This window comes from Clostridium sp. KLE 1755, from assembly GCF_000466465.2.
Lineage (GTDB): Bacteria > Bacillota > Clostridia > Lachnospirales > Lachnospiraceae > Eisenbergiella > Eisenbergiella porci.
In genome coordinates, this window is sequence record NZ_KE992745.1 from 68,260 (window position 1) to 94,293 (window position 26,034).

The 26,034-nt window shown below is 48.9% G+C and carries 16 protein-coding genes and 1 pseudogene; 1 reads left to right on the top strand and 16 read right to left on the bottom strand.

What is annotated here, in order from left to right; all coding sequences use genetic code 11:
- Positions 1–151: 151 nt before the first annotated feature.
- From HMPREF1548_RS21465 to HMPREF1548_RS21490, 5 genes are all read right to left on the bottom strand, one after another.
- Positions 152–2,440, bottom strand: coding sequence for a helix-turn-helix domain-containing protein (locus tag HMPREF1548_RS21465; RefSeq protein WP_035323315.1), 2,289 nt, complete (start codon positions 2,438–2,440; stop codon positions 152–154).
- A 261-nt stretch (positions 2,441–2,701) separates the two neighbouring features.
- Entirely contained in the window at positions 2,702–4,723 is a 2,022-nt protein-coding gene (locus HMPREF1548_RS21475) for an alginate lyase family protein (protein ID WP_021638689.1), read from the bottom strand.
- Positions 4,724–4,842: 119 nt separating this feature from the next.
- Positions 4,843–6,021, bottom strand: coding sequence for a glycoside hydrolase family 88 protein (locus tag HMPREF1548_RS21480; protein ID WP_021638691.1), 1,179 nt, complete (start codon positions 6,019–6,021; stop codon positions 4,843–4,845).
- 198 nt (positions 6,022–6,219) lie between these two features.
- Positions 6,220–7,350, bottom strand: coding sequence for a Gfo/Idh/MocA family protein (locus HMPREF1548_RS21485; protein ID WP_021638693.1), 1,131 nt, complete (start codon positions 7,348–7,350; stop codon positions 6,220–6,222).
- Positions 7,351–7,472: 122 nt separating this feature from the next.
- Positions 7,473–8,693 carry a GGDEF domain-containing protein gene (locus HMPREF1548_RS21490; protein ID WP_035323317.1) on the bottom strand — a complete coding sequence of 407 codons (1,221 nt, stop codon included), beginning with the start codon at positions 8,691–8,693 and terminating at the stop codon, positions 7,473–7,475.
- A 238-nt stretch (positions 8,694–8,931) separates the two neighbouring features.
- Between HMPREF1548_RS21490 and HMPREF1548_RS21495 the strand changes: the two genes are divergently transcribed.
- Positions 8,932–9,729: a LytR/AlgR family response regulator transcription factor gene (locus tag HMPREF1548_RS21495; RefSeq protein ID WP_021638695.1), complete on the top strand. Its 798-nt coding sequence runs from the start codon at positions 8,932–8,934 to the stop codon at positions 9,727–9,729.
- Positions 9,730–9,774: 45 nt separating this feature from the next.
- Here the strand turns inward: HMPREF1548_RS21495 and HMPREF1548_RS21500 are convergent, their stop codons facing one another.
- The 11 genes and pseudogenes from HMPREF1548_RS21500 to HMPREF1548_RS30125 form a co-directional block, all read right to left on the bottom strand.
- The gene (locus HMPREF1548_RS21500) at positions 9,775–11,100 is read right to left on the bottom strand and encodes a glycoside hydrolase family 140 protein (RefSeq protein ID WP_021638696.1); all 1,326 of its coding nucleotides are present in this window, start codon (positions 11,098–11,100) and stop codon (positions 9,775–9,777) included.
- Between the two features lie 130 nt (positions 11,101–11,230).
- Entirely contained in the window at positions 11,231–12,823 is a 1,593-nt protein-coding gene (locus HMPREF1548_RS21505; protein WP_021638697.1) for an ABC transporter substrate-binding protein, read from the bottom strand.
- 27 nt (positions 12,824–12,850) lie between these two features.
- The gene (locus HMPREF1548_RS21510; RefSeq protein WP_021638698.1) at positions 12,851–13,762 is read right to left on the bottom strand and encodes a carbohydrate ABC transporter permease; all 912 of its coding nucleotides are present in this window, start codon (positions 13,760–13,762) and stop codon (positions 12,851–12,853) included.
- Positions 13,763–13,774: 12 nt separating this feature from the next.
- Positions 13,775–14,710 carry an ABC transporter permease gene (locus HMPREF1548_RS21515; RefSeq protein WP_021638699.1) on the bottom strand — a complete coding sequence of 312 codons (936 nt, stop codon included), beginning with the start codon at positions 14,708–14,710 and terminating at the stop codon, positions 13,775–13,777.
- 216 nt (positions 14,711–14,926) lie between these two features.
- The gene (locus HMPREF1548_RS21520; RefSeq protein WP_021638701.1) at positions 14,927–16,714 is read right to left on the bottom strand and encodes a cache domain-containing sensor histidine kinase; all 1,788 of its coding nucleotides are present in this window, start codon (positions 16,712–16,714) and stop codon (positions 14,927–14,929) included.
- Positions 16,715–16,728: 14 nt separating this feature from the next.
- The gene (locus HMPREF1548_RS21525; protein ID WP_021638702.1) at positions 16,729–17,550 is read right to left on the bottom strand and encodes a response regulator transcription factor; all 822 of its coding nucleotides are present in this window, start codon (positions 17,548–17,550) and stop codon (positions 16,729–16,731) included.
- A gap of 340 nt (positions 17,551–17,890) precedes the next feature.
- Positions 17,891–19,585: an AAA family ATPase gene (locus HMPREF1548_RS21530; protein WP_021638704.1), complete on the bottom strand. Its 1,695-nt coding sequence runs from the start codon at positions 19,583–19,585 to the stop codon at positions 17,891–17,893.
- 154 nt (positions 19,586–19,739) lie between these two features.
- Positions 19,740–21,770 (bottom strand): beta-galactosidase, encoded by a 2,031-nt coding sequence (locus HMPREF1548_RS21535; RefSeq protein WP_021638705.1) that lies wholly within the window; start codon positions 21,768–21,770, stop codon positions 19,740–19,742.
- Positions 21,771–21,841: 71 nt separating this feature from the next.
- A complete protein-coding gene (locus HMPREF1548_RS21540; RefSeq protein WP_021638706.1) occupies positions 21,842–23,854 on the bottom strand; it encodes a beta-galactosidase in 2,013 nt (670 codons plus the stop codon).
- A 178-nt stretch (positions 23,855–24,032) separates the two neighbouring features.
- Entirely contained in the window at positions 24,033–25,067 is a 1,035-nt protein-coding gene (locus HMPREF1548_RS21545; protein WP_021638708.1) for a glycoside hydrolase family protein, read from the bottom strand.
- 14 nt (positions 25,068–25,081) lie between these two features.
- Positions 25,082–26,034: pseudogene (locus HMPREF1548_RS30125) on the bottom strand (hypothetical protein); the annotation flags it as partial.

A 26,034-nucleotide genomic window follows, 5' to 3' on the forward strand; every position in this document is an offset into this window, starting at 1 on the left:
CTATTTATGCATCTTGCATGTCTTTTTGTTCATTTTACATATGTCTCTATACATTTTATATAGACAAAACATAAAAAAGGTTGACAAAATCGAATGATCTTATCAACCTTTATTGATGATTTATCAAATCTATCTGCTTTTTCAGAAAAAACTACCTGCCGCTTTTCAGCTGTCCGGGCGTGGCGCCTGTAAATTTCTTGAAAGTCCTGATAAAAGTGGAGCTGTCGCGGAAACCAACCCGCTCCGCCGCCTCCACAACGCTGATTCCTTCCGCCAGAAGCCTCTCCGCTTCATCAATACGGGTCTGATTGATAAACTTCAAAAGGCTGTCCCCTGTGCATTTTTTGTAAATTGAAGACAAATAGGCGGGCGTCATATGGAAATACAGCCCTGTCTGGGATATATTCAGGTCGGGATTGCTGAAATTTTCCTGGATATATTCCTGTATTTTCTGGCACAGCTGCTGGTTCTGGCTGTATCCGCTGCCCTGTATTTCAGGGGTACGGCATAATTCTTCCACTGCTGCGGAAAATTTGTCCTTGATTTTATCCAGCGGAAGCTTGATGGATATTTCATTCAGGCCAAGCTCCTTATCGGAAGGCTCTCCTACCTCCTGGGCGGCCTTCATCAGAGTACCGATTAAATCATATAAAAGGTATTTGAACATTTCAGGGGATGCTTTGATTTCCAGGAAATTCACATCCAGTATTTTATTTATATAGGATACGGCAAGCTGGCTGTTGTGGTTTTTCACCGCCGAGATGATGCGTTCCTCCTGCTCGGTGGGATAATCGTACTTTTTATGGGAGCTATTGCGGATTTCCCGGTAGCTGATGAAGTCTGGATCCAGCACGGACACGAATTCCTCCGCTTCCTTTGCCTCCAGCCAGGACAGATGCACCCCTTCCAGCCCATTGTGGGGTTCTCCCGCCAGGACGGCCACGCGGAAATTAAAATTGTCATAAATAAACTTCTGCATGGCATCTACAATTTCCGCCAGGCGCTCCTCATAGGCCGTATCTTCTTTCCCCAGGCTTAAAATCATGGCTACCATATCTCCCAGCTCCACCTTTTCCAGCCGGAAGCTTTCCGACAGCCCTTCCCCGAAAACATTGCCTATGATAAATTTACGCAGGCTGTTTTTCTGTATGTATTCCTCCTGGCTGTCTCCCCGGTTCGGCGCATCCTTTACCAGGAACAGCAGGACCAGGTTCCTTCCCTCCCTGAATTGCCTGCAGATAAGCTCGCGGTCCGGCGTGTCCCCGCTTTCATCATAGGCATTGATCAGCAGATCCGTCAGGTAATACTGCTTCACCACCTCCTGGCTCCTGCTCACCAGCTGTTTGAAATCTGAGCGTTCCTCCAGAAGCAGCATCGCTTTTTCCTTCAGATACAGATATTCATTATCAACATATGCGCCTTCCTCCTCATCATGCTTCCTGAATACCTCAAGAAGCACCTTCAGAGGGTTATAATTGATTTTCATCATACGGGATGCCGCCCAGAAGCCGGTAAGCAGGCAGACAAAAATACCCACGACAAAAATATTTTTCATTTTGCTCGCCGAACCGCTGATCAGCTTCTCCGGCATCAGAAGGACATATTTCCAGTCAAATACATCGGAAAAAACAGTTCTTATGATATAAGTCTCGCCCTTCCATTCCGTTTTCTGGTCCCCACCCTGTTCCAGATTATCATAGCTGATCGCAATATCGCTGTATTCCTCCGGCCTGTTCATAATCTGGCCTTCCCGGTTGATGATCATCCAGTCCAGCCCGGACTCCCAGGCCGCCAGCTCAATGCTGCTGTTGAGAGCTTCCATATCCAGCCACATTCCTATCATGGCGGAGGATTCCCCAAAGTCTCCCTTCAGGTTCGTCATAGTCAGAAGCAGGGCAGGCCTTCCCCCTGTCCATTTACTGTCCATCCGGATGGAATCACGGAAATGGTACTCGGACAGGTGGGTTTTCAGCCTGTCCCGGGCCGCAGTCTCTCCCTCATCAAAACAGTACAGCTCACAGTACATGGAAAAATCCATATTGCCGAAGGAAGAAACCACCTTATCGCTGTTCTTAAAGTAAACCATGATATCCTTGCAGAAGCTTCCGTTTTTATTGATTGAGACCTGCAGATCCGAAAGCTCGTTCTGCAGCTGGTAGAGCTGGTAGGAATTATCAGAACGGAACTCCCCGCGCACGGCGGACAGCTGCTGCACATTTTTATTCAGGGCCAGCTGGATCAACGCATTTTCATAATAGCCCAGCTCCCTGTCACAGGTATTCTTTACTGTCTGGATAAGGCTTCGGTTAGAGGCATCCGCCTGATCCTTTGCTACACGATATGCATAAAAATAGAACAGGATCCCCATAGTAATCGGAATTAAAAAGATGAATGCATATGATAAATAAAGCTGCCGGTAAGCTTTTCCGTTCTTTTTCATTTCGCTTACTTCCTTCCACACGCCTTGGATTTTTTTACCGCAATGGCATTCTGATGATATATAATTGATTTTATCACAAAACTCTTACTGAAAACAGTAAAAATGTAATTATTTTCCATACCGTTGTCCAGGCCGGATAACAGCCCGGACGGGGCTGAACTGCTGCGGACATCCGGCCATGTAAGTCGTTTTTTATTCCCGCCCATAAAAAAGAGGCTTATGCAAGCCCCTTTTTTATCTTCCATGCCCCATGTCTCATTTTCAGACATGAAGTACTTCTCCTCCGTAAACCCGTTCTCCCTCTTTTACGCCGGTTACATCGAACACACACACATTTCCGGCGCCAAAGCAGTTATCTGCAATGACGGCATCCGAACCATGGAAAACCTCATTATGACACAGAATCACCACATAACTTCTGTCTCCCGCCGTAATTTTTACCGCCTGCGCTTCATCATCCGCAAGCTTCACCTGGCGGGTATGGCTGCGGACCTCCAGAAGCTCTGCCCTGGCAGGTTCCGTCAGGGCGTCTCCGCCGTTTATGACCGTAATCATGCTGGCAAAGCCTTCTTTTTTCAGTCTGGCCGTCAGGCAGCTGTTTTCTTCCCATTGGTTATAGTGCCGGGAGGTAATGCCCGTCCCCTGTTCCAACACAGTCCCTTCCGTAAGGAAACGGAAATATGCTGCGTTCTTTTTCCCACGGAAGGCCGCCATGCTGCCGTCTGTCTGAAGCCTTCCTTCCGGCGCAAAATGGAAAAACTGCCTGTATTCATGCTCTCCCGCTGCGTAAAACTGATCGTTAATCAGGTATATGTCCGGTTTTATCCAGATAACGCGGCGGTTTACGAAAATTCCCTCCGATATGTAGCCCAGGTGGCCGCCCTGCACAAAATCAGCTGTTTTTCCGAAACGAAAGCTTCTGTTCACAGGAAGAGACAGCTTCTCCGTCTCCCAGGAATCCGCAAAAGTCGTGAAGGATTTTCCATCCACCGTTGTTGTATTGTGCCCCGGATTGTCCTTCAGGGTGAAACGGATGGGCACATTCATATAGGTAGATCTGCCGCCGTCCACCAGGACATCCTCGCCGTTTATCACCAGATCCACATGCAGCTTGTCCCCATGGCAGTGGCCCGTACTCATGGCCCCGCAGGTAAAATGAAGCAGATTGGCATCCTTTTCCCAGCTTTCACGAAGATAATAATTCCCGCTGTCCTTAAGGGCCGCCGAAGTAAAATCAGGCGGCAGGCAGGCAAGGGTGTCATAGCCGGCGACGGCTCCGTACCCGAAATCCCATGCGCTTTCATAATCCAGCCGCGGGAAGCCTGAATATTTCAAAACCGGGTCCTTGAAAAGCCATGCGCCCATGGTGATCTTGTCCCTCAAATCCGTATCGTCGGAATCTCCCTGGGTAAACTGGCAGCCATCCGGCTTTTTCCATATGACATTGGCCAGCGCCATGCGGTGCACCGCATCCTCCATGGCCGGATCCAGCCGTATGCCGTTGGCTTTTGCCAGGTAAATCACGCAGCAAAGGCAGTGATATACTTCGTTGTGGTACATGGGCGACTGCTCCCACTGGCTGCCGTCTTCATAAACCTGCACCTTAACTGACTCCCGGATACGCTTAAGCGCCAGAGCCGCCCAGCGTCCGGTTTCCTCCGTTTGAGGCAGCCCCATGGCAATTTCAAACAGGCCGCTGTTCTCCAGGACACACCAGTTGCTCTGCAGTCTGGCATCCCCGCCCTTTTCCACAAGCCTTTGTGCATGGAGGCGCAGGCAGGCTGCAAAACGTTCCAGAAAATCCTCCGTTATCAGGCTGCTGTCCTTAAAATAGCGGATGGCCTTCGTCCACGTCTCTCCCCGCAGCCCGGTTTCCAGCATGCGCCAGGGTCCGGTTCCGGTCTTTTCATTCAGGGGCACCCGGTCCATCCAGTCATTTATCAGCCGCAGAAAGCCCTTTACGTATTTTTCATCCCCGGTCAGCCTCCAGGCCTGTCCCAGACAGATGAAATATCTGTGGCGGTTAAACTGCCAGACAAATTCCGGATCTCCCGAAGGTGTGAAGCTCCAGTCGATATCCTCCGGAAAGGTCACAGGCTCATAGGTCCGCTCCATATCCCAGCTTAAGTCAAAGAGGAAGGTGTTTTCACATACCTCGTCCGCAATGCGCAGGATATGGTTTACATCCTCTTCCCAGTTTTCCCGGCAGTAAGCCGCCAGTTTTCCCGGATCCGGCACAAAATAGCAGGAATCCGGTCTGTCAAAATATTGATCCAATATCATTTTTTCCGCTCCTATCCGCCCGTTTGCGCGGGCAGGCAGCTAATGGCTGCCGTCCGATTCGGGAGGCCGAAAGCGCGCCGCCTTCAGCCCGTTGTCCTTTCTGTCCCCGCAGTACGCAATCAATACCAGTAAGGTTCCCAGTCGCGGGAAAGCCTGGTAAGCGCTTCCATGTAAAAATAGTCGCCCCAGATCACACATTCATCCACGCCGTTGTTGGGGCAGGTGTTGTAGGGAGAGCTTTTTGCATAGGTTCCGTGAAACAGCAGCCCGTTGGACTGTGCAGGATCGGTAACCGCACAGTCCATTACCAGCGCATATAGAAGCCGTCTGGCCATTCCCGTATAGTAAGCCGCCTTTTCTTCCGGCAGGTATTTGCTCATTTCCAGCATGCCGCAGGCCGCAATCGCCGCCGCAGAGGAATCCCTGGGCTCCTCGCTGCCGTCGCAGAAGTCAAAATCCCAATAAGGGACCATGTCCTTGGGCAGATGCTCCAGGAAATAATCTGTTACCTTGCAGAAAATATCGGCATATTCATCATCCCGCAGGAATTTGTAGGCAAGCGCGGAACCGTAGATGCCCCAGGCCTGTCCTCTGGCCCAGGCGGAGCCGTCGCGGTAGCCCTGATGGGTAACTCCCTTTTTCGGTTCACCCGTATTCACATCAAAGAAAAAGGTATGATATGTGGAATGATCCTCTCTGATGATATTCTTCATTGCAGTCTTGATATGTGCTTCCGCTTTTTTTGCATATTCTCCGTTTCCGGTCACCTCTCCGGCCCAGAACAGAAGCGGCATGTTCAGCAGGCAGTCAATGATCAGACGGTAATTGTTCTCGTCTCCCAGCGTCCCCCATGCCTGGAAGAACTGGCCTTTTTCGTGAAAGCGGGTCATAAGATTGTCGGCAGCCATGATCGCCGCTTCCTTTCCAGTCTCATTTCCGGTAAGCTTGTAAGCAGCCACACAGGAGGGACAGTATAAAAAGCCCATATCGTGATGGTTTACGCCGTCCTTTTCCTTTATTCTCCTGTAAAAATCCTGCACCTCAATCTCTGCGGTTTTCTTCAAAGCTTCATCGCCTGTCTTTTCATAAGCCAGCCACACCTCGCCGGTCCAGAAGCCCGGCGTCCACTCATAATTGCTTCCCGGCTGGTAAAAATGATTTACGCTGGCGGACGGCGGAAATTTTTCCGTGAACTCGGCTGTGGCCGTTTTGATCAGCTCCGCCGCTTTGTCATACGCGGCCTTCAGCATCCCCTCATCAATCTCTTTGTGCTGCAGTAATTCTTCCCTTGTCTGCATAATACCTCTCCTCCTTTTTCCATATCCGTCCCGGCAGCCTGAGCCGGGCGGGACAGTCCATACATTTATTATAGTAATTATGCGGCAAAAAGTATATCGACAAAACTTCAGATTCGGTTTGCATAATTTCGATTCCGGGCAGAACTTAGCCCGAAGCTGCCGGGAGGCTTACCGGCTATATGTCTTTTGGGACAAGGTTTAATCCAGGCTGAAGACGCCGTTTAAGGCTTCCGGTTTTAACGGCCTTGGGCGTTCACAGGAGGAATGAATTTCACAGAAGGAGCCTGTTTCGCTGCTCTTCATGATTGCCGTAATGATTTCAAGCACATGATAAGCCATTTCCTTCCCCGCGCGGCAGGGCCTTCCTGCCCGGATGGCATGGGCCATTTCTGCAGGGCCGATTCCTCTGGAATTATCCGAAAAGCCGAATATGTCAGGAAGGCTCTGCGGTTTGGGAGGATTTGCAAAATCAAAGGAGGCCGGGAGATATAAAACCTCGCCGCCGAACTGGTTCGGATCGGGAAGCCTGAGAATTCCCCTGGTTCCGTAGATGGTAATTCCCGCCTGGTCAAAAATAATGCTGTCCCCGTTCAACTGGAAGGTGCCGGTAAAGCCGTCCGCAAAATCCAGCACTGCGGATACCTGGCTTTCATTTTTATGAATCATTTCTTTCCCGAAATCAGGACTGGACGGATTGCAGTTTGTACGCAGCGGATAGGGATTGCGGACAATGCCGCAGGCCCGCCTGACGCTTCCCAGTATGCTCACCAGCGCGGTCAGGTAATATACGCCGTAATCGTAACAGATTCCGCCGCCAGGCATGAGAAGGAAGGAACTGATGCTGCACAGGAAATTCAGATCCCGGTTAGCCGCCACGGTGCAGGAGGTGATTTCCCCGATTAGGCCGTCATCAATCGCCTTCCTGGCGGTCTGGAAGGACGAACCAAGAAAGGTATCCGGCGCAGAACCAAGGTACAGGCCTTTTTCCTCCGAAAGCCTGACCAGCTCCGCGGCCTCCTCCAGGCTGACGGTCATGCTCTTTTCCGTGTATACATGTTTTCCTGCCTCAAGAGCCTTTTTGATAATTTCATAGTGCGCCGGGGCCGGGGTAAGATTAACAATCAGTTCAATGGACTCGTCCGCCAGGATTTCCTCATAGGTGGAGGCCTTTATTCCGTACTGCTGCGCTTTCCGGGCGGCATGCTCCGGATTTCTCGCACAGCAGGCCGCAACCTCCAGAATATCAAAGCGGTTTATCATATTGGTGAGATAGATATCGCTGATCGCTCCGCAGCCTACCACGGCGGTTTTCATGGGTTTTTCATTCATAGGTGTATTTCCTTTCTTTATTGCAGCTGTTTTGTTTCTTCGCAGCTTCTGTTCTTATTATGGAAAAGTATAACACACCTCTCTGCGCTCCGCCATGAATTTTCCCGTCCTTTCCCCATTCCTTAATCAGCCTTTTTTCGGTGTTTTTTCATTTCATACATCTTTTCATCCGCCGCATGGAGAAGGTCGGAAACGGAACAGAATGGCAGCTTCTGCGCATCGGCAATACCGTAGCTGACAATGGGACAGATTTTTTTATCCGGCCACAGGAAAAACTGAGCCAGCCTTTTATTAACCTCCTGCATCAACAATTCAGCTTCCTCTTCGTTTCTGTCCGGAAGCAGGACAAGAAATTCATCTCCTCCCAGCCTGCTCACATTTTTTCTTTCAAACAGTTCCAGCAGCACTCTTGCTACCGCCGTGAGATAGCGGTCTCCTTCCTGATGCCCCAAAGTATCATTTACATATTTCAGCCCATCCAGATCGATCATGCATACACAAAGCTTTTTCTTTTCCTTCAGCGCCCTCTGGAGCGCCAGCAATCCGTACCTGCGGCTTGACGTATTGGTCAGCACATCCGTATAGGCTTCGCTTTTCAGCTCGCCAATGTCCCGATTGGTCTGTTCCAGCAGCTGTTCCAGTTCTCTGGACTTTGTCTCATACACCTCCAGAATGCTCATTTTAACCGCATGGATGAAGGAAGTATAAAATGCGCCGAATAAAAGGACCGAAGTGACCACGAAAAAAAGAAGCATCAGCCCGGTGTACGGGTTTCCATCGAAAGCAATGCTTAAAATAAACAGATATGCATCAATAAGCAGCTGGGATGTGGTAGTAAAATAGAGCTGGTTCCTGTTGCTGATTAATTTCTGTATGGCATCCTGGGAAATGGTCCTTCGGAAAACCTCCAGGGATATGGTGGACGCCAGGGCTACCAGCAATATCAGCGCAGGATACAAATAGCTGCCACGGAAGCTTTCCATGGACCGTATCCTGCAGATCATTGAAAAAACCCCGAACAGCAGCATATATAAATCTGCCGTATGGAACAGATAAATACTGCTGGCAAACAGCGCAACCGAAAGGCTGTTCTGAAAAGCCAGCAGAAAATAAAGCAAAAGCAGACTGTACAGGAATATATAAACAACAATCATGGGAATGCCGGAAAATACCACCATCCAAAGCACCGCCAACGCGGCCGCGGGAACCATGATACCGCGGCCCCTGGTAAAAACAGGCATGCCAAGAATTTCCCGGGAATATCTGCATGCCTTAAAGCCATATATGATAAACGCAGCGTAGGAAGCCAGGATGAAACCCCAGTATTTACATAACTGTACCAAGCTCTTCCCCTCCTGTTCATAACCATTTACCCTATCTTATTCGAAAGTGCATAATAAGTGAATGAACGGGAAATCTTTGCCGGATAACGGTTGTTTAAGCGCAATTGGAAATTATTATTCGAAATCGGATTTTCATTGAACGGATAAGCATAAAAATCAAATTTCGCATTTACATAATATGGAATAGCGCATTATAATAACATTGACCGTTATATGGAAATAAGGAAGGAATTATTGTATGAGGTACCAGAGATTTAAAGAGCAGGATATCATAGATAAAACACAGGATATGATACGTCTGCTGGTAAGCAGACAGTCTGATTCCTTTATGAAGCAGCTGGACGGAAGCTTTGTCCAGATTGGGGATTATGATCCCTTACTTATACAGAATGGCCCAGGGCCTGTAAGCCCGGGGCCGCTCAGCCCGGACCCGATCAGCCCGGAGCCGGAAGTTAGCGAGGCAATATCCCAGGAAGAATACGCCGTTGTTTCCCATGAACGCTGTCTGTGGGTAATCTGCGGCTGTTTTTCCATTACGGCTTACATGGACGGCCGGTTGCTGTCCGCCTCGAAAATAGTGTTTACCTTTGTCTGGAGGCAGGCCGGGGAAAGGCTTCTTCTGGTTCATGCTAACATGTCCCACAGCAGGCCCCAGGCAAGGAATAACGGCGGTCTGGCAGATGCCGGAAAAAGCATTGTAAACGTACCGGCGCAGCCTCTGTCCGCTGAACCCGAAACCAAAATGTCCCTCAGGGATTTGAACGGGAAAATACATTATATCTTTCCTGCAGAAATCCTCTATATTAAATCGGACAACAAAATCTGCCACATCTTCACGGCGGAATCCGCATTTCCGGTCCGCATAACGCTGCACAGGCTGTACCGCCCTCCCTTTCTGCTGATTCACCGAAGCTATCTGGTGAACAGAAATTATGTCCGTGAAATCTGCCGTTACCAGGCAACCCTTCTGAACGGGATCCAGATTCCCATAGGGAAGGAAAAGTATATGGAGATAAAAAAGGCTCTCAGCTGCTGAGTAAGGCGTTGGGGAACTGTGGAGGAGCAGACTGCCCCTCCCTTTTTATGTCCTGATAACCAGTACGGCGTCCGTGCCGTCCTCTCTTTCGGGCGGCCGGAATTCCATCTGCATTCTTCCTGTCACATCGCAGATAAAGGTCTGCAGCCCGGTTACGGGATCCAGCCAGTAGGCACCCAGCTTTTTCCCCTGGTAATGTTCCAGGGACAGACTTATTGTCCTGCCGGTATAGGTATAGGCAAAAAGAAAATCTTCTCCGGCAAATACGCTGATATAATCGTATTTTCCCCCCTGTTCTTCCAACAGATAATCCTCTGCCGGCCTGCCGTGGGTAAAGTCCACGGACTGCATCAGCCGCTTCAGATGTATCATCTGCGCGCCGCCGGGATGATGTACGGCATCCGACCACAGATACCTGGCGCCGAAAGCCCCTTCCTCCGACAGATTATCATAAAACTGCATGATGGAATTATGGCCGTAGGTATGGCCCGCTGCGCCGGCGAACACGTTCCAGTAAGCGTACCGGCGCACATCCGCAGCCTTCCAGTAGGGCTGTTTTTTATCATGCAGCCCCTGCACCACCCATTCATAGGAGGGTTCTCCGTCCAGTACCGGCTTTGCCGGTTTTTTCCCATAGTCACGTTCCACATACCGCCAGCAGTCCTCCCCGAAGCAGCCCTCCGCTGCAGCATTGTCATCCCATGCGCCAAGCTCCGTCTGATCATACCGGCGGTGCCCCGACTGGAACAGGTTGAAATCCAGCCATTTTGCTTCATGAAACCAAAGGGAGGAGCTGGTCCTGCCAAAGGGATGGTATCCTACCAGGCGTCCGGGATTATCCTGCTTCATTCTCTGTCCCATTCTTTCAAACAGGCCGGGATTCACATCCCCTCTCACATCGCCGCCCACAATCCATACGATATTGGACGCATCGTGATACCTGTCCAGGATAAAATCCATATAGGTATCCAGATTCTCTTCATTCAGGCTGCCCCCGGCGACGATGTTGCTTCCCCAGACAGGCAGGATCCCCATATAAAGTCCCAGTTCCTCCGCTATTCGTATGACTGAATCCACATGCTTCCAAAAACCGCCGTCCCTGTTAATCCTGTTGAAATCACCGTTTACCAGCGCTGCATCCCCGGCGCAATTTTTCTGTTCCGGGCTGTGAAGGAAATCCGCAAGGATTATATTGTACCCAAGCTCTTTTCGGTTTCTAAGATAATTCCGGGTTTCTTCCTCCGTCAGCCGGTGAAACAGCAGCCAGGCGGTATCTCCCATCCAGAAAAAGGGGGTATCCCCGCAGCTGAAATATCTGCCGTTTTCCGTTACCTTCAGTGCTCCCTGTTCCCAGGGCTTTGTGTAGGTCATGATATATATTCTCCTTCTTTTTTATAATCCTTTTCCCCGGTAAGCAGCCTCATAGATAAGCAATATAGGGATGTAAACCGGCGTAGTCTCCCGCCGGCCAACATCCCACATGCCTGTTTTTTCAGACTGCTTATTTTAAATTTTCCAGATACGCTGCCACCTGTGTTTTTGCTTCGTCCATTATCTTCTGAAGTCCGGCGGCTTCCGCCTGTTTATTGAACTCATCCAATGTCTTCTCAACATCATCTACCAATCCCAAATCCAGCAGCGGCACATACTGGGTATAAACGCTCTGAAGATTTGCAAGCTCATTCTTTACATTGCTGTCATCAAAGGAAAATGCTGCGGTAGGGCCTTCCAACGCTTTCTCCTTCCATATTTCACCGATTTCGTACTGATCCTTAAAGGTATCTTCCCTTGTCATATCATACATAGAATTTTTAAAGCCCCAGGAAAAGCCGTTGCCATAAGGATTACTGCTCATTTCTGCGCCGGGTTTCCAAAATCCCTCAGAAGCCACCTCATAATGCTTTCCTTCGATTCCGTGACGCACCAGATAATACAAATCTTTATCAAACTTCAGCAGATCCAGCGCCATAAAAGCACGGGCCTGATTTCTTGAATTTGCCAGGACAGCCACGCCATCACCCGTATAAGCTGCCAGGAACCGATGTGCATCAGGCGTCAGATCACATACCTCAGGCTTCCATTCCGGATGGTTCTGCTCCACCTCGGATGCCGTTGCACCCACGGTTCCAAGGTTCTGTGAGAAAGATGCACTTGTTCCGTTAATAAAGGCTTCCTTGACATCCGTTGCGTTTGCAATTGCGCTCTTGGACCAGAATCCTTTGTCCGCCCATTCTTTCATCTGTTTTGCAAAATCAAGATACTCCTGTGTCCCATACATCCATAACAGATCATCTGCTGTAAAATCTTCTGAATATTTATAGGAAATATAGTTTACAAGGGCACCTTCCAGCCTTACCCAGTCATTTTTAGCCTGAAGGAAAATAGCTTTATTTCTGTCATTGTTCTGCGATGCATCATAAGCAAATGATACACCGGAATCCGGATCATTAGCTACCGCTGTATAATACTCTTCCAGATCACTCAGGTTTTCCAACCGATCCATGCCGTATTTTTCTCTCAGATCCCCACGGATCAGGATGGCATCCGCACTTACATTCGCCATATTACAGGGCACAAAATATACCTTGCCTCCTATTTTGGCCTGTCCCCAGGAAGCCTCAGCCTGATTTTCCAGATGCAAAGGCATGTAATCATTGAGCACCTGATCCGTTACTTCCGCAAACGCCCCCTTATTTGCCTCTGACTGATAGAATGCCCATGTAGAGGTATAAATCAGGTCAATGCTCTCTCCCCCTGCAATAGTCAGCGCATATTTGGTGGAATAATCACTGAGAGACATATTTTTTAAAACAAGAGTTGCATTAATCTTCTCTTTCAGAATTTTGTTAATTTCTTCAAGCACCAGTCCCTCATCTTCCGTTTTGTCACCGATATAATACATTACCAGCTCCACAGGCTCAGATACATCCTGTCCGTTGTAGGTCATTGCGCCCTCTGCGGCTCCTTCCTGCTGTGTCCCGCCCTCGGTGGCAGCAACCTGTCCTTCCGTTTTCTGTGTTCCGCAGCCTGCCAGCGATGTCAATACACACGCACCTGCCAAAAGCAGGGCCAGGAATTTTTTTGCTTTTTTCATTTCAAATCCTCCACTTTATTTATTTTTTTATCCCTTCACTGCGCCCAGTGTAAGTCCCTTGATAAAATATCTCTGTACAAAAGGATAAAGCAGGATAATCGGCCCGGTTACCACGACGGTCAATGCCATTTTCATAGATTCAATGGGTACCGTATCTACCACCATGCCTGACTCAGCCGCAATTTTCCGCAGTTCCTTTGCATCATTAATCAGCTTATACAGCTGGTACTGAAGACTGTAGAGATGATCATTATTGATAAACAGCATTGAATTATACCAGTCATTCCAATAGGTCAGCGCCGTAAACAGCCCAATGGTGGCAACCACCGGTTTTGACAAGGGCCATATCAGCTTCATAAAAATAGAAAAGTCTCCCGCGCCGTCAATTTTTGCGGCTTCTGTCATTTCAAAAGGAATGCCTGCCATAAAGCCTTTCACCAGCAGGATATTCCATACCGAGACAATCCCCGGCAGGATCATGGCCCAGATGCTGTCCTTCAGCCCCAGATATTTAACACATAAAATGTACCATGGCATAAGCCCGCCGCTGAACAATGTTGTGAAAAAGTAAAAAAAGGAAAGACGGTTTCTCCATTCAAAATCTTTTCTCTGCAGTACGTAACCTGCCATTGTATTCAGAAATACGCTCAGTGCCGTACCAACCAGGGTGACAAATATGGTAACGCCATAGGCCCTGAGTATTGCCATGGGGCTTTGGAAAATCGTTTTGTAGCTTTCCAGTGACAGTTCCTTTGGAATAATACTATAGCCGTTTCGTATAATATAGTTCTCCGAGGTCAGTGAGGAGCCAATTACAATCAGAAACGGTATCAGACATACCAGGGCAAACAGGAATATCAAGGGATAGCCCACTACCTTGAAGGTAAAAACATCCCTGGAGATATGTCTCCTTACGGAGGGCTTCACAGTTTTGCTCATAATTGTTTCCTCCTAGAATAATGAATAATTTTCATCCTTTTTCTTTACTATCCAGTTGGCGATAATAATTGTAATAAAACACAGTACCGACTGGTAGAAACCGATGGCCACTGTCTGCCCCACATCTGTGGCAGCTATGGTCATTCGGAAAACATAGGTATCAATAACGTCTGTCTTGTCAAACAATGTACCATTCTGTCCCACCAGCTGATAAAACAGATCCAGGTTTCCCCGGAAAATCTTGCCCAGGGCAAGTAATGTCAGGGTAATGACCGTTGGTGTAATGCTGGGAATGGTTATGTAACGGATTCGCTGGAAAATATTTGCTCCATCAATTGCCGCCGCCTCATGCAGGGAACCGTCCACGCCGAGAATTGAGGCCAGGTATACCACTACGCCATAGCCAACTCCCTTCCAGGCAGAAAATGCCACAATAATCAATGGCCACCAGCCTGCTTCCCCGTAAAAGTTTATCGGATCCACACCCATTGCCCTGAGTATGCCGTTTAGCGTCCCTGTCTCGTATGACAGAAGGCTGTAGGCAATGGAACCCACAATAACCCAGGAGATAAAGTAGGGAAGGAAAATTATTGACTGTGTTATTTTTTTCAGCCATTTCCCGGCCATTTCGCTTAAGATAATGGCAAAGGCTATTTCCAGAACCGTATTAATCAGAATGAATGCCAAATTGTAAAGCGCTGTATTTCTGGTAACGGTGAACGCTTTTCCTGATTCAAAGAAGAAGCGGAAATTATCTAACCCCACCCAGGGACTTCCGAAAATTCCATCTGCATAATTGAACCGTTTAAAAGCCATTACCAGTCCGCCGATTGGCAGGTAAGAAAAAATTATCACCAGCGCTGCAGAAGGCAATAACATGAAAAGCAGAGTTTTATACCGGATGAGCTTTTGCATAAAACTCTGCTTTTTTATCGTCGTCGCTTTCACTCCATACCTCCTATTTGTTTACTTTTGTCTTTTTTTGAATACCGGTATCTGTTTCATGTACTTATTGTATCAACAGTTCCTCTTAAAACAAATCCGAATGTATTCATATCAAACAGGAAAATATGAAGATAATTTATTTTTCTGCGCAATCTGCCGGAGCGTACATCAAAACCCTCTCACGGGATTCTCTGTTTACAGCGGATTACCTCTGCGCTGTTATTTAGGAAAACGAACCGTAACGCAGGTCCCTTCCCCTTTTTGGCTTTCAAAGGAAAGCCCGTAAACCTCTCCAAACATAAGCTGCAGCCGGGCATGAACATTTTTTACCCCATAACTGCTCCCGGAGCTTGCAATCGTACCATCCATCACATGGGAAAGCGTCTGTGCATCCATGCCTACGCCGTCATCCGACACCTGAACATAAACCGTGCCGTTTTCTTCGTAACCCCGGATACATATAACACCTTTTTTATCTTTCTTTTCCCATATTCCATGCTGTATGGCATTTTCAACCAGCGGCTGCAGTATGATTTTAGGCACGATACTGGCTAAAATACCTTCCTCCACCTCTTTCTTATAAGTGATTTTACCCGGAAAACGGATATCCTGAATCTTAATATAATAACCTACATGAGCAAGCTCCTCTGAAAGCGTCAGCGTATCCCTGCCCTTGTTTAAAATCAGCCGGTAATATTTTGACAATGAAATTACAGCCGTATGAATGTCCTCCGCGCGTCCTCCATACGCCAGCCAATTTACCATCTCCAGAGTATTGTACAGGAAATGGGGATTGATCTGGGATTGCAGGGCCTTCAGCTCGGCGCTCTTTAAATGAATGCCCATATGGTATTTTTCATCCATAAGCTGATTGGTATGAGCCATCATTTCATTATAGTTATCATACAGAACACCTATTTCATCCTTCGTATCATTCGGCAGATAAACTTTCGTATCTCCGGCTTTTACCTGATTGAAGCTGTCATTCAGCAGAGAAATACGTTTCACGATCCATGAAATAATCATGGTTCCTCCCGCGATGGTCAGAAGCCAGAACAGAATCATGAGTCCGGCCACAATGGTCTGAAGGCGCACAATTCCACTGAGCATGTCTGTCTTTGGTATGACCGTTATCATTTCCCAGTCTGTATTGCGTATTTTATTGCGTATACAATAAACATTTTCCTGATTCAGCTTCATTTGCGCCAGTTCGCTTTCGTCTACATATCTGTTGTAACAAAAATCCGGAGGAAGACTGCCGGATAGCCCCAGGGCCTCCAGCTTTTGCCGATCCGATACCGCCACTACAATATTCTCCCGGTTCACAAGATAAGTAACCGCCTGCTCTGTGGGCGTGGCATTTTGCAGAATGTTTCCCAGTTCCTCTATTCCGATATCCATACGCAGCACACAGCTGCGCTCTCTGTAATTATTTTCCTTTGGGATATCGCGTACCAGGGCAACATATTTGTCCTGTTTTTCTTTTTCCAGGTAGATTCCCGGCGCAAAATATACCTTCTGCATTCCTTTTTTCTGATACCAGAGCGCCTCGTCCGCTTCTGACAGCGGAAAGATATAGTCACCGTCAAATAGCATCTGCAGTTTGTCGGAAATATAAATTTTAATCCTTATGCTTTGTGTGCTGCTTTCCACACTCTGCAGGTAGCTTCGGATTGATTCCTTCTGTGCAAGCTGTCTGTGAAGATCGGATAAAAGCTCACTGTCTTCTATCTGTTTCCGCAGGCTGTTGTTTGTCACCACCACGTCCGTCCGCTGTATCATCTCCAGGATTTTATATTCCAGATAGGATTTGGCCTGTTCATAGCCCTGTGTGGCGGAGAATTGTATTTTCTCCGTCATGCTCTGTGATACTTCCACATATATGATAATGCTGATTAAAAGAAGCGGAAGAAGGAAAAGGGCCGTATAAAACAACAGAAGCTTTTTTTTCAGGCTGAGGTTCTTAAAACGCTGCTTGCATGCATTGTATTTTTCTCTTATTTTCATAGATAGCTCCGCCCTTATTCCCGTTCCTGACTGTTTTCATTGCATTCCCGCAGGTAATCGGCCGGCGTCATCTGTTCATACTTTTTATATATTTTTATGAAATAGCTGCTGTCCGCAAAGCCTGCCTTTGCCGCCACATTCTTGATCTTCACAAAGGGATTCCTGCGCATATATTCTTTGGCCCATTTAAGCCTTGTACGGATGATGCACTGGTTGATCGTCTCGTTTTTTTCCTTTTTAAACAGCCAGCACATATACTGCTTTGTCAGGTCAAAATAGTCCGCCAGCTGTGTCAGTGACAGGTTGATATCCTGGAAATTATCCTGGATATAATGTTCTATTTTATCCGCCATATGCATGGAGGACTGCCAGGAAACGGGCACCAGATCCTCCTCCGGTATTTCCTCCAGCACGCCGCTGAAATGGGTGCGGTACTCTTCTTCCATCGCCTGCCTGCGTTTTTCCTCCTCCAGCTGGAGAATGGATTTTTTCAGCGCATCGACGACCTCTGACGGCTCAATGGGTTTTTCAATATAGTTGACCGCAGAAAGCTGGATAGCTGACTTCAGGTATTCCTTATCACAATAACCGCTGATGAAAATAAAACGGCATTGTCTTAATGTTTTCCTGATTTCAAATGCCATGGTAATCCCATCCATTCTCGGCATGCGCACATCGGCCAGGATGATATCCGGCTTCAGTTCCAGCGCCATACGAAGTCCTTCCTCTCCGTCCTCTGCCATGAATATCTGTGAAATCCCCAGACTCTCCCAGGGTATGCTCATGCGCAGCCCTTCTCTTGTCAGTTCTTCGTCATCCACCATTAAAACCTTCATGTGAATCCCCCTCCTCGTTTTCTCTCTGTCCCGGATATGTATCTGTCCTGCACTGATTGCACAATCTTTTCCGCTTGTATTTTCTTATATTATACATTTTAGCAAATGTGCTTTTTTATAAGTATAGCATTTTATTATGATTTCGCAGTAAAATTTTCAGATCTGGAATAATATGCCGGATGATTTATGGTAAAAGTGATAGGGAGTGAATGCCGGAGCGTATTTGAAAATGCCAAAGCATATCCGCTGCATAAAATTAACGCCGTTTTGCATAGAAAAAGTGCCGCTGTCATAGCAATCACATCTTTGCTAATACAGCAGCACTCACTTCATTGCCACATTATCCAATCAAAACGGTTTTTCCTTCAAAAGCAAAGCCATACTTTCGGATATGCTCTGCAGGAATTCCCTTTTCCAGCAGCAGCCTGGCATAATTTTTATCCTCTATCTGAACAAGGGCCGACTGAACGGTGTCCTCCAGGCTTTCTTCCTTTCTGGGATTTCGCACCTTAAACTCCAGGATTATGGCATCCTCTCCCGTCTTTTTTGGCTCCAGCATAATATCATATCTTCCAAAGCCACTTTCCCGGTTGGAGGATACCGTATAACGATCAGCCAAATCCACCATAAGCCCAAGCACAAAGCCATGATAAAAACGTTCCGGCTGCGTGTGACCGCCAGGCTTATTTCCCGTATCAAAATAGCTGAAGGTGGAAAGCGCCACCCGGTTCATATATTCATTCATGGCATCCAAATCATCCTGCAGCAATGCTTTTACGAATTCATTATAATCGGAACCTGAGCCTGCAAACCAGCTGCGTACCATATTGTAAAACATAAGCCTTACTTCCAGGTTCGTAAGGGCCAGCTCATACTCCTGCTGCCAGTCGTCCTTTTCAGGATTTGCCGCCTTGTAGCTCACCACTTTAAGATACCCGCTGGCAAGAAGCAGGCTCCAGATGGCATTCTCATCCTGGTTTAACTGGTTAAATACGATCTGCTCATCTATACTTGTCCGTATTGTTTTTCCCTGTAAAAGCTGTTCAAAAGAAAGCTTGATATCTCTGCTTCCTTCCCTGATCAGCTTTCCAACCAGGCTGTTGGCGCTCGTATTTGCCCAATATGTCCCAACTTTACCGGACTTCAGGAAATTGATGATCGACCATGGATTGTATATATCCTTTTTGTTTCCAAAAGTGAAGCCATCGTACCATTCTTTCACTACATCCTTTTGCTCAGGCCACTGATATTCATTTAATGCATCATCAACTTCTTTTTGCGTAAAACCAAAATACTCAGCATAAAGCTCCGAGGTTGTTGTTATCACCACAAGATTATTCAAATCTGAAAAAATGGATTCCTTACTGACTCTGGTTATCCCCGTCATCAATGCTCTGTCAAGCCATGGATTCGTCTTGAACGCGGAATTAAAGAAATTTCGTTCAAAGGAAACCAGCTCTTCCCAATATCCATTGACAAAGGCTTCCTGCATCGGCGTATCATATTCATCCAAAAGAATAATAACCTTTTTTCCATAATAGCGGTACAGGAACTCCGACATTTTATGGACAGCCAGCGTTGCCACTACCTGAGGCATATCCATTTTCACACTGCGGAAAAATACCTTTTCTTCCCCGGTCAGAAGTTCTCCTTCCAGAAGAAATGAATTACGGCTGTAAAGATCGGTCAGCAGCTGGCAGATTCTCTGTACCGCTGATTCAAACCGGGTTTCTTTCACATTCGCAAAAGAGAGGCTGATAACGGGAAAGGTTCCCTGAAGGCTGCGGTATTTTTCGTCCTGCCACACAGACAGGCCTTCGAACAGTTCACTTCTGTCTGCATATTCCACAGAAAAAAACTGCTCCACCATGCTCATGGTCAGAGTCTTCCCGAAACGCCTTGGCCTGGCTATCAGAGTAACACTGTCTCCATTTTCCCACCATTCCCGGATAAATCCGGTTTTATCAATATAAAAGTAATCATTTTCACGTAATGTTGAAAAATTCTGATGTCCGATGCTTACCGTCCTTGCCATCCGCTTCCATCCTTTCCGCCTGCCGGGAATGCTGCCGTGATAATAACCTGCAGTCAAAACTTTGTATTTGCAGTTTACCCACACAGCTATGAGTATTCATAAAATGCACAAATCTAATACTCAGTATAGCGGATATTTTCTTAAATATCAAACCTTACTTGCGTACCACCGCCGCGCCATAGCCTTCCAGCGTAAGCGTTCCGGAAACCTCCGATCCGGTCAGCATATCCTGTCCGTATACCTCCTGTACGCAGGCCGGAGCGGTGCCATAATTCAGATAGAACTCGTACGCACCCTCATCTCCGGTTCTCACATGGTATTCCACTCCCTCCGGAAGCTGCTTTACAGGGATGACTGCCTGTGTCAGCATTTGTTCAAACAGAGGGCGCATCTGCCCAGGGCAGCATCTGGCTGCCGAATAATAGGCGTTTCCCTTTCCGTACCGTTTCCGGGTAAGCGCTGCGCCGCCCTGGTAAAAATCATCGGTATACCGCCCCAGAATCTCGGCACCTGTTAACCGGAGTATCTCGGCGTAATCCCTAACCTCCCAGTCTTCCCAGCCGTTCCCGAAACGGATGTGGTTTCGGTCGGAGGGATACAGGGTGTCGATCTCTTCACTGATGATGCCAAACAGCTCCGATAAACCGTTTCCCGGAAAGCCGCCCATGAAGCAAAGCGCATTATCATCCACATATCCGGTAAAATAGGTTGCCAGCAGCTGGCCGCCTCTTTCAACAAACTGTTTCAGACAGGAAGCGGTCCCAGGCTGCAGCAGGTAAAGCATGGGAGCCACAATGACATCATAACCGGAAAAATCATCGTCCGATGGAACCACGTCCATTTCCACTCCCATTTTCAGGAATTCCTTCCAAATGGAAATACAGGTTTTTTCATAGCATTTTGTAGTTTCCGCCAGGGCCTTCACATCCTGGATCGCCCAGCGGTTATCCCAGTCAAAAAGCAGGGCCGCCCTGGCCCTCACACAGGTTCCGGCAGCAGGCGCTATTTTTTTCAGAAGCTCTCCCACCTGGGCTGTTTCCCGGAAAATCCGGGTGTCATCAGTGCCCAGATGATCCACGATGGCACCATGATACTGTTCAAAGGAACCTCTTCCCTTTCTCCATTGGAAATACTGCACGGTATCGGACCCGCAGGCCGCCGTCTGCAGGCAGAACAGCTTATGGACGCCGGGACGCTTCACCTTGTTGAAGGGATGCCAGTTCACCAGGCCGGGAGCGCTTTCCATGAGCATAAAGGGCTTTTCCTTTTTCATGGAACGCATGACGGTGTGATGGAAGGCATTTTCCGCCATGGTTTCGAATAAAGTCTCTTCATCATTATGGAACCGGGGATAGCTGTCCCAGGAAATCACATCCAGCTCCCTGGCCATTTTACGGTAATCCAGACCATTATAGAGCATCATAAAATTGGTGGTCACCGGCACGGACGGGGTAATTTCCCGAAGCGCCCTGATTTCTTCCTTCAAAAAATCGGTCATATTCCAGGTGGTAAAGCGTTTCCATTCCAGATTCAGCCCCATAATGCTGCCTTCTCCGTTGGCAAAGGGCGGCTCAACCTGGGAAAAGCTGCTGTAGCGGTGGCTCCAGAAGGTGGTCCACCAGGCCTGGTTGAGCTTTTCTATATCATGGTCAAATTTCTCCGAAAGGTAGGACTGGAAACGGGCGGTGCACAACGGACAGAAGCACTCGCCTCCCAGCTCGTTGGAGATGTGGTACATCAACAGGCCGGGATGGGAACCAAAGCGTTCCGCCAGCCTGCGATCCATATCCGCCGTCTTTTTACGGTACTCCGGTGAGCTCATGCAATGGTTATGCCGTACGCCGTGGTGATTGCGCATCCCCTGCCGGCTGACGCGCATGGCCTCAGGATACGCCTCGTCCAGCCAGGCTGGACGGGCGCCGGAGGGTGTGGCCAGAATGGTAAAGATGCCGTTTTCGTACAGATGATCCATGATTTTTTCCAGCCATCCGAAATGAAACTCCCCTTCTGCAGGTTCATAAACGGACCAGGAAAAAACGCCCAGCGTGACGCAGTTTACCCCTGCTTTTTTCATCATACGGACATCTTCTTTAAGGATATCCGGCCGATCCAGCCATTGCTCCGGATTATAATCGCCTCCATGAAGGAAGCCTCCCGCCTGTGGGAATAATATCTTTTTTTCCATTTTTCACCTCCTGTATACCGCCGGCAAGCCTGCGATACCACATTGATCGTTTGAAATGCACTGCCAAACGCTTATCCTCTCCTTGCCACAATTACATCCCCGGGTGCGATAATCATCCGTCCTGTAAGCTTCGTCTGATCCAAAAGCCCGGTCAGCGTATCCGTACCGAAATCTATATAGCCCTCTGTTTTTCCATGGTTGATGATAAACATCACCTCCGCTTTTTCGGAAACGCGCAGCGTCACCTCCACGTCCTCCGATGTCTGGCAGATGGGCTTCAGGCCGCAGCCGCCGCATACCATTTCCATAAAATCATCCAAAAATGCCTGCTCAGGCTGCGTGCCGATATAATAGGCTTTTCCTTTTCCATAAGAATTCTCAGTGACACAGGGGCATCCCGCATAAAAATCCTCCCCATATGCCGCCAGCACCTGCGCGCCGCCCTCGGTATGAATGATATCGCACAGGAAGCCGCAGTCATACTCCGCCTTCGCAAGTGCCAGCTTATCGGAAAGCTTCATGCGGTTTTTCTCATAGGGACGCAGAGCGTCGGTTTCCTCCACCCAGATTCCAAGCAGGTCCTTCAGCTTTCCCGGATAAGCGCCGAAAATACAACGGTCGTTTTCATCTGCCAGGCCGGACATTACGGTGGTTACCAGTGTGCCGCCGTCCCGCACGAAATCCTTAAGGCGCTCCGCCACTCCTTCCTTTGTCATATAGAGCATGGGCGCCACTATCAAATCATAGCCGGACACCTCTGCGTCGTAAGGAAGAATATCCACCGGGATATTCTGACGGTACAGGGTTTCATAATACAGAGAAACTGTCTTCAGATAATCCATATCCTTGCTGGGGCCGCTTGCCAGCTCCAACGCCCACCAGTTATTCCAGTCAAACAGGATTCCCGCCTTCGCAGGCGTGCGCCCCTCCAGGAAGCTGTCTCCCAGGCTCTGAAGCTCTTTCCCAAGCTGTGTGCATTCCCGGAACACCCGGGTATCCTCCCGGCCGGAGTGGCTGATAACGGCCCCATGGAATTTTTCCTGTCCGGCAATGGACTGGCGCATCTGGAAAAACAGGCAGGTATCCGCGCCATGAGCCATGGCCTGGTAGGACAGTCTACGCACCTCGCCGGGGCGTTTGAGCAGGTTATAGGGCTGCCAGTTCTGCTGGTTCGGTGACTGCTCCGTCAGGATAAAGGAACGTCCGCCCTTCAGCCCCCGCATGATATCATGCTTCATTGCCACAAAATACGGCGGATCGTCAGGCCACGGGTAATTATCCCAGCCCACGATGTCCAGATTTTTGGTCAATGTAAACTGATCCAGTTTTTTGATATAGCCGGACATGTTGGTCTGAATGGGGATTTCGGGATTGTATTTTTTCAGCACCTGGTACTCATTCATAAAACACTCTGCGGTGGAGTCGGTGACAAAGCGCATATAATCCAGCTGGATAGCAGGATTGAAACGATAATCATCATTTAACTCCGTAGGCAGCGTCACTTCCTCAAAGCTGGTAAGAACCCTGCCCCAGAAAGAAGTATGCCATCTGCGGTTCAGCTCCTCCAGCGTGCCGTAACGCCTGCGCAGCCAGAGCCGGAATTTGGCCTGGCAGGTGGGGCAATAGCAGTAGGTTCCGTATTCATTGGACACATGCCACATGGCAAGCGCAGGATGATGCGCGTACCTTTTTGCCATCTCCTCCGCGATCGCCGCCGCGCGTTCCCGGTATTTCAGGCTATTGACACAGAAGAAAACACGCATGCCGTGGGTACGCTTCCTGCCCGCAATATCTACCGGCAGCACCTCCGGGTATCTGGTGGACAGCCAGGCCGGCTGCGCGGTTGTGGGCGTGGCCAGGCATACGTAAATGCCGTTCTCCCATATCTTATCGATAATCCTGTCCAGCCATTCAAAGCAATAAACGCCTTCGTCAGGCTCCAGCCTGGCCCAGGAAAAAACAGGGAGGGTCAGGAGGTTGATCCCCGCCTTTTTGAAAAGCCGCATATCCTCTTCAATCGTTTTATCATCCCACTGGTCGGGGTTGTAATCCCCTCCGTAATAAATTCTGTCTGCTTTTTTCATTGCTGCTCCTATCTGCGCCCTTTAGCGCATATGGCAGAAACCAGAGCATATGTGCGGATTGCTCCGGTTCCCGCTCTATTCGTTTCCTTATAGGCTGCAATTTCCCCCGGAAACATTCCCAGGATCCACAGCCGGATTCCCCGCTTTTCGGTCTCAGGCATCAGACGCCTGCTGTAAATTACCACACCTTTTCCTGGCTCGCCAGGCATATCGTTCTGTATTCCCCATAAGCCTGCGCGGCGTCACCCTCCTGTGCAGGCCGTGTCCCACAGTAAAAATGATAAAGTATGCCGTTATAAAACAGCACGGAGGCTTTATGGGCGTGACCGCTGTCGATTGCGCCCGGCTTTCCATAGGTAAGGATAGGTTCCTTTACTTTTTCCCATGTAAACAGATCCCTGGAAAGCGCCAGTCCCTCCTGGGCATGGGTATGGCCGTCTTCGTACATCCTGCCATAGCCGAAATAGAAGTTTACCCAGACATCGCCGTCCTTTACAATGCAGGGGTCGGATACAAATCTTTCATCCCAGGAATCCGGATTTACCCGGAGCACCGGATTTTCCCGGCAGCGGGTCCAATGCTCCAGATCCGGGGACCAAGCCATGCCCGTCTGTTCCGTCCATCGTTCCTTCTTATCCTTGGCATTATAAAACATGTACCAGAGTCCGTCATTTTGAATAATACAGGCCTTATAAAGTCCCCCTGCCTCCCATGCCTCCCCATCTCTCCAGGAGAAAACCGGTTTGTCCGGGAAATGCCAGTCCAGCAGCTCCTCATCCTGTGTCCAGGCAAGGCCGATTTCCGCCGGACCGCTCTCGTAGCCGGTGCCGGGGTAGGAGTGGTAGACCATCCAGTATTTGCCGTCCACCTTCTTCAGCCGGGGAACCTCCCAGAGGCTGTCGTTTTCCTTAATCATCCAGGTAGCAGCCCCGCCGATGCGGTCCCAGCGGTCGCTTTCCATATGCCGCTTCAGAATCACGGCCTTATGCTTCCAGTGGAGCAAATCATCGCTCACCGCCAGCGCGGACTGGTAGCCCTTGCCGTCAAAGCCGGTATAAAGCATGTAAAAACAGTCCTGATGCCGGAATACAAACGGAATGTCAACCGCCATGCTGTCAAAAGCGCCCTCCATACCGGAACCGTGAAGGACCGATTTGGGATAACGGTATGGCGTCATATATTTTTGTATCCGTGTATCGCTTAACTCAATCATTTTTCTTCTCCTTTTCAGTCAGGCCTTCCTTCCAGGATTTCCACCCGGGACAGGATGCCCGCAGGCCTTACACACCAGGCCTCGCTCCATTCGCTTCCCCTGGTTCTGTAAGAATCCGGCCCGTACCATTTATATTCCTCATTGCAGTTATGCAGCGTGCCGAAGGTATTGAACCGGTTCCCAAAGGCGCAGATTTCCAATAGATGTCTGCCCGCGGAAAGCTTCCCTGCCCGCAGCGTATGAGGTGCAAGGGCTATCAGCCCCACGCTCCTGCCATCCACCCTTGCCTCAAGCACAGGCGCTGCAAAATGCGGCACCCGCAGGATTGTTTCCTGTTCCCGCTCCAAGGTAAAGTGCATGGCATAGGTGATATTTCCTCCGTAGAACGCAAGCCCCTGCCTGGTGATATCCCCGAAGTAAAGCTTCTTTTCTTTTTCTGTCACCACAGCCCTCGTTCCCTGCAGCCTGACGCCGAAATCCCCAAGAAGATACATGTTTTCCAGGTTGGTTTTCCTGCCAAACGGAATACTAAGAAGCAGTTCATTTTTTCCTTTCACAAGTCCGGGAACAGGCACAGTATGGATAAAGGAATCCACATACCAGCCATCCGTTTTTGCATCACAGAACGTTCCGTTCCACCGGATTACCGCTTTCTCCGGCCTCTCCATAGCCAGCTTCAATTCTCCGGTATCCATTTCCGACCAGATTTCCACCCGCAGGCTCACCTGGTTCTTCTCAGGCGATTCCCGGATTCTCCAGGGCTGGGTATAGGCATCCTGCCGGTGCGGATAGCCCAGTATGGAACGGATGCTGTTATCCAGGCGCAGGATATCCTCCTCCGGCTGCCAGGCGCCCTCGTCCAGCCTCCAGGCGGCGCGGTCCAGCAGCAGCACATTCGGTTCCGCCGGCGTCACGGTTTCCGGCTCCCTGATGACTGCCGTTATTGTTTCCTGTTTTCCCGATGCGG

Coding starts and splice junctions, on each gene's coding strand:
- HMPREF1548_RS21465 (WP_035323315.1), bottom strand. CDS start 2,440: ATGAAAAAGAACGGAAAAGCTTACCGGCAGCTTTATTTATCATATGCA.
- HMPREF1548_RS21475 (WP_021638689.1), bottom strand. CDS start 4,723: ATGATATTGGATCAATATTTTGACAGACCGGATTCCTGCTATTTTGTG.
- HMPREF1548_RS21480 (WP_021638691.1), bottom strand. CDS start 6,021: ATGCAGACAAGGGAAGAATTACTGCAGCACAAAGAGATTGATGAGGGG.
- HMPREF1548_RS21485 (WP_021638693.1), bottom strand. CDS start 7,350: ATGAATGAAAAACCCATGAAAACCGCCGTGGTAGGCTGCGGAGCGATC.
- HMPREF1548_RS21495 (WP_021638695.1), top strand. CDS start 8,932: ATGAGGTACCAGAGATTTAAAGAGCAGGATATCATAGATAAAACACAG.
- HMPREF1548_RS21500 (WP_021638696.1), bottom strand. CDS start 11,100: ATGACCTACACAAAGCCCTGGGAACAGGGAGCACTGAAGGTAACGGAA.
- HMPREF1548_RS21505 (WP_021638697.1), bottom strand. CDS start 12,823: ATGAAAAAAGCAAAAAAATTCCTGGCCCTGCTTTTGGCAGGTGCGTGT.
- HMPREF1548_RS21510 (WP_021638698.1), bottom strand. CDS start 13,762: ATGAGCAAAACTGTGAAGCCCTCCGTAAGGAGACATATCTCCAGGGAT.
- HMPREF1548_RS21520 (WP_021638701.1), bottom strand. CDS start 16,714: ATGAAAATAAGAGAAAAATACAATGCATGCAAGCAGCGTTTTAAGAAC.
- HMPREF1548_RS21525 (WP_021638702.1), bottom strand. CDS start 17,550: ATGAAGGTTTTAATGGTGGATGACGAAGAACTGACAAGAGAAGGGCTG.
- HMPREF1548_RS21530 (WP_021638704.1), bottom strand. CDS start 19,585: ATGGCAAGGACGGTAAGCATCGGACATCAGAATTTTTCAACATTACGT.
- HMPREF1548_RS21535 (WP_021638705.1), bottom strand. CDS start 21,770: ATGGAAAAAAAGATATTATTCCCACAGGCGGGAGGCTTCCTTCATGGA.
- HMPREF1548_RS21540 (WP_021638706.1), bottom strand. CDS start 23,854: ATGAAAAAAGCAGACAGAATTTATTACGGAGGGGATTACAACCCCGAC.
- HMPREF1548_RS21545 (WP_021638708.1), bottom strand. CDS start 25,067: ATGATTGAGTTAAGCGATACACGGATACAAAAATATATGACGCCATAC.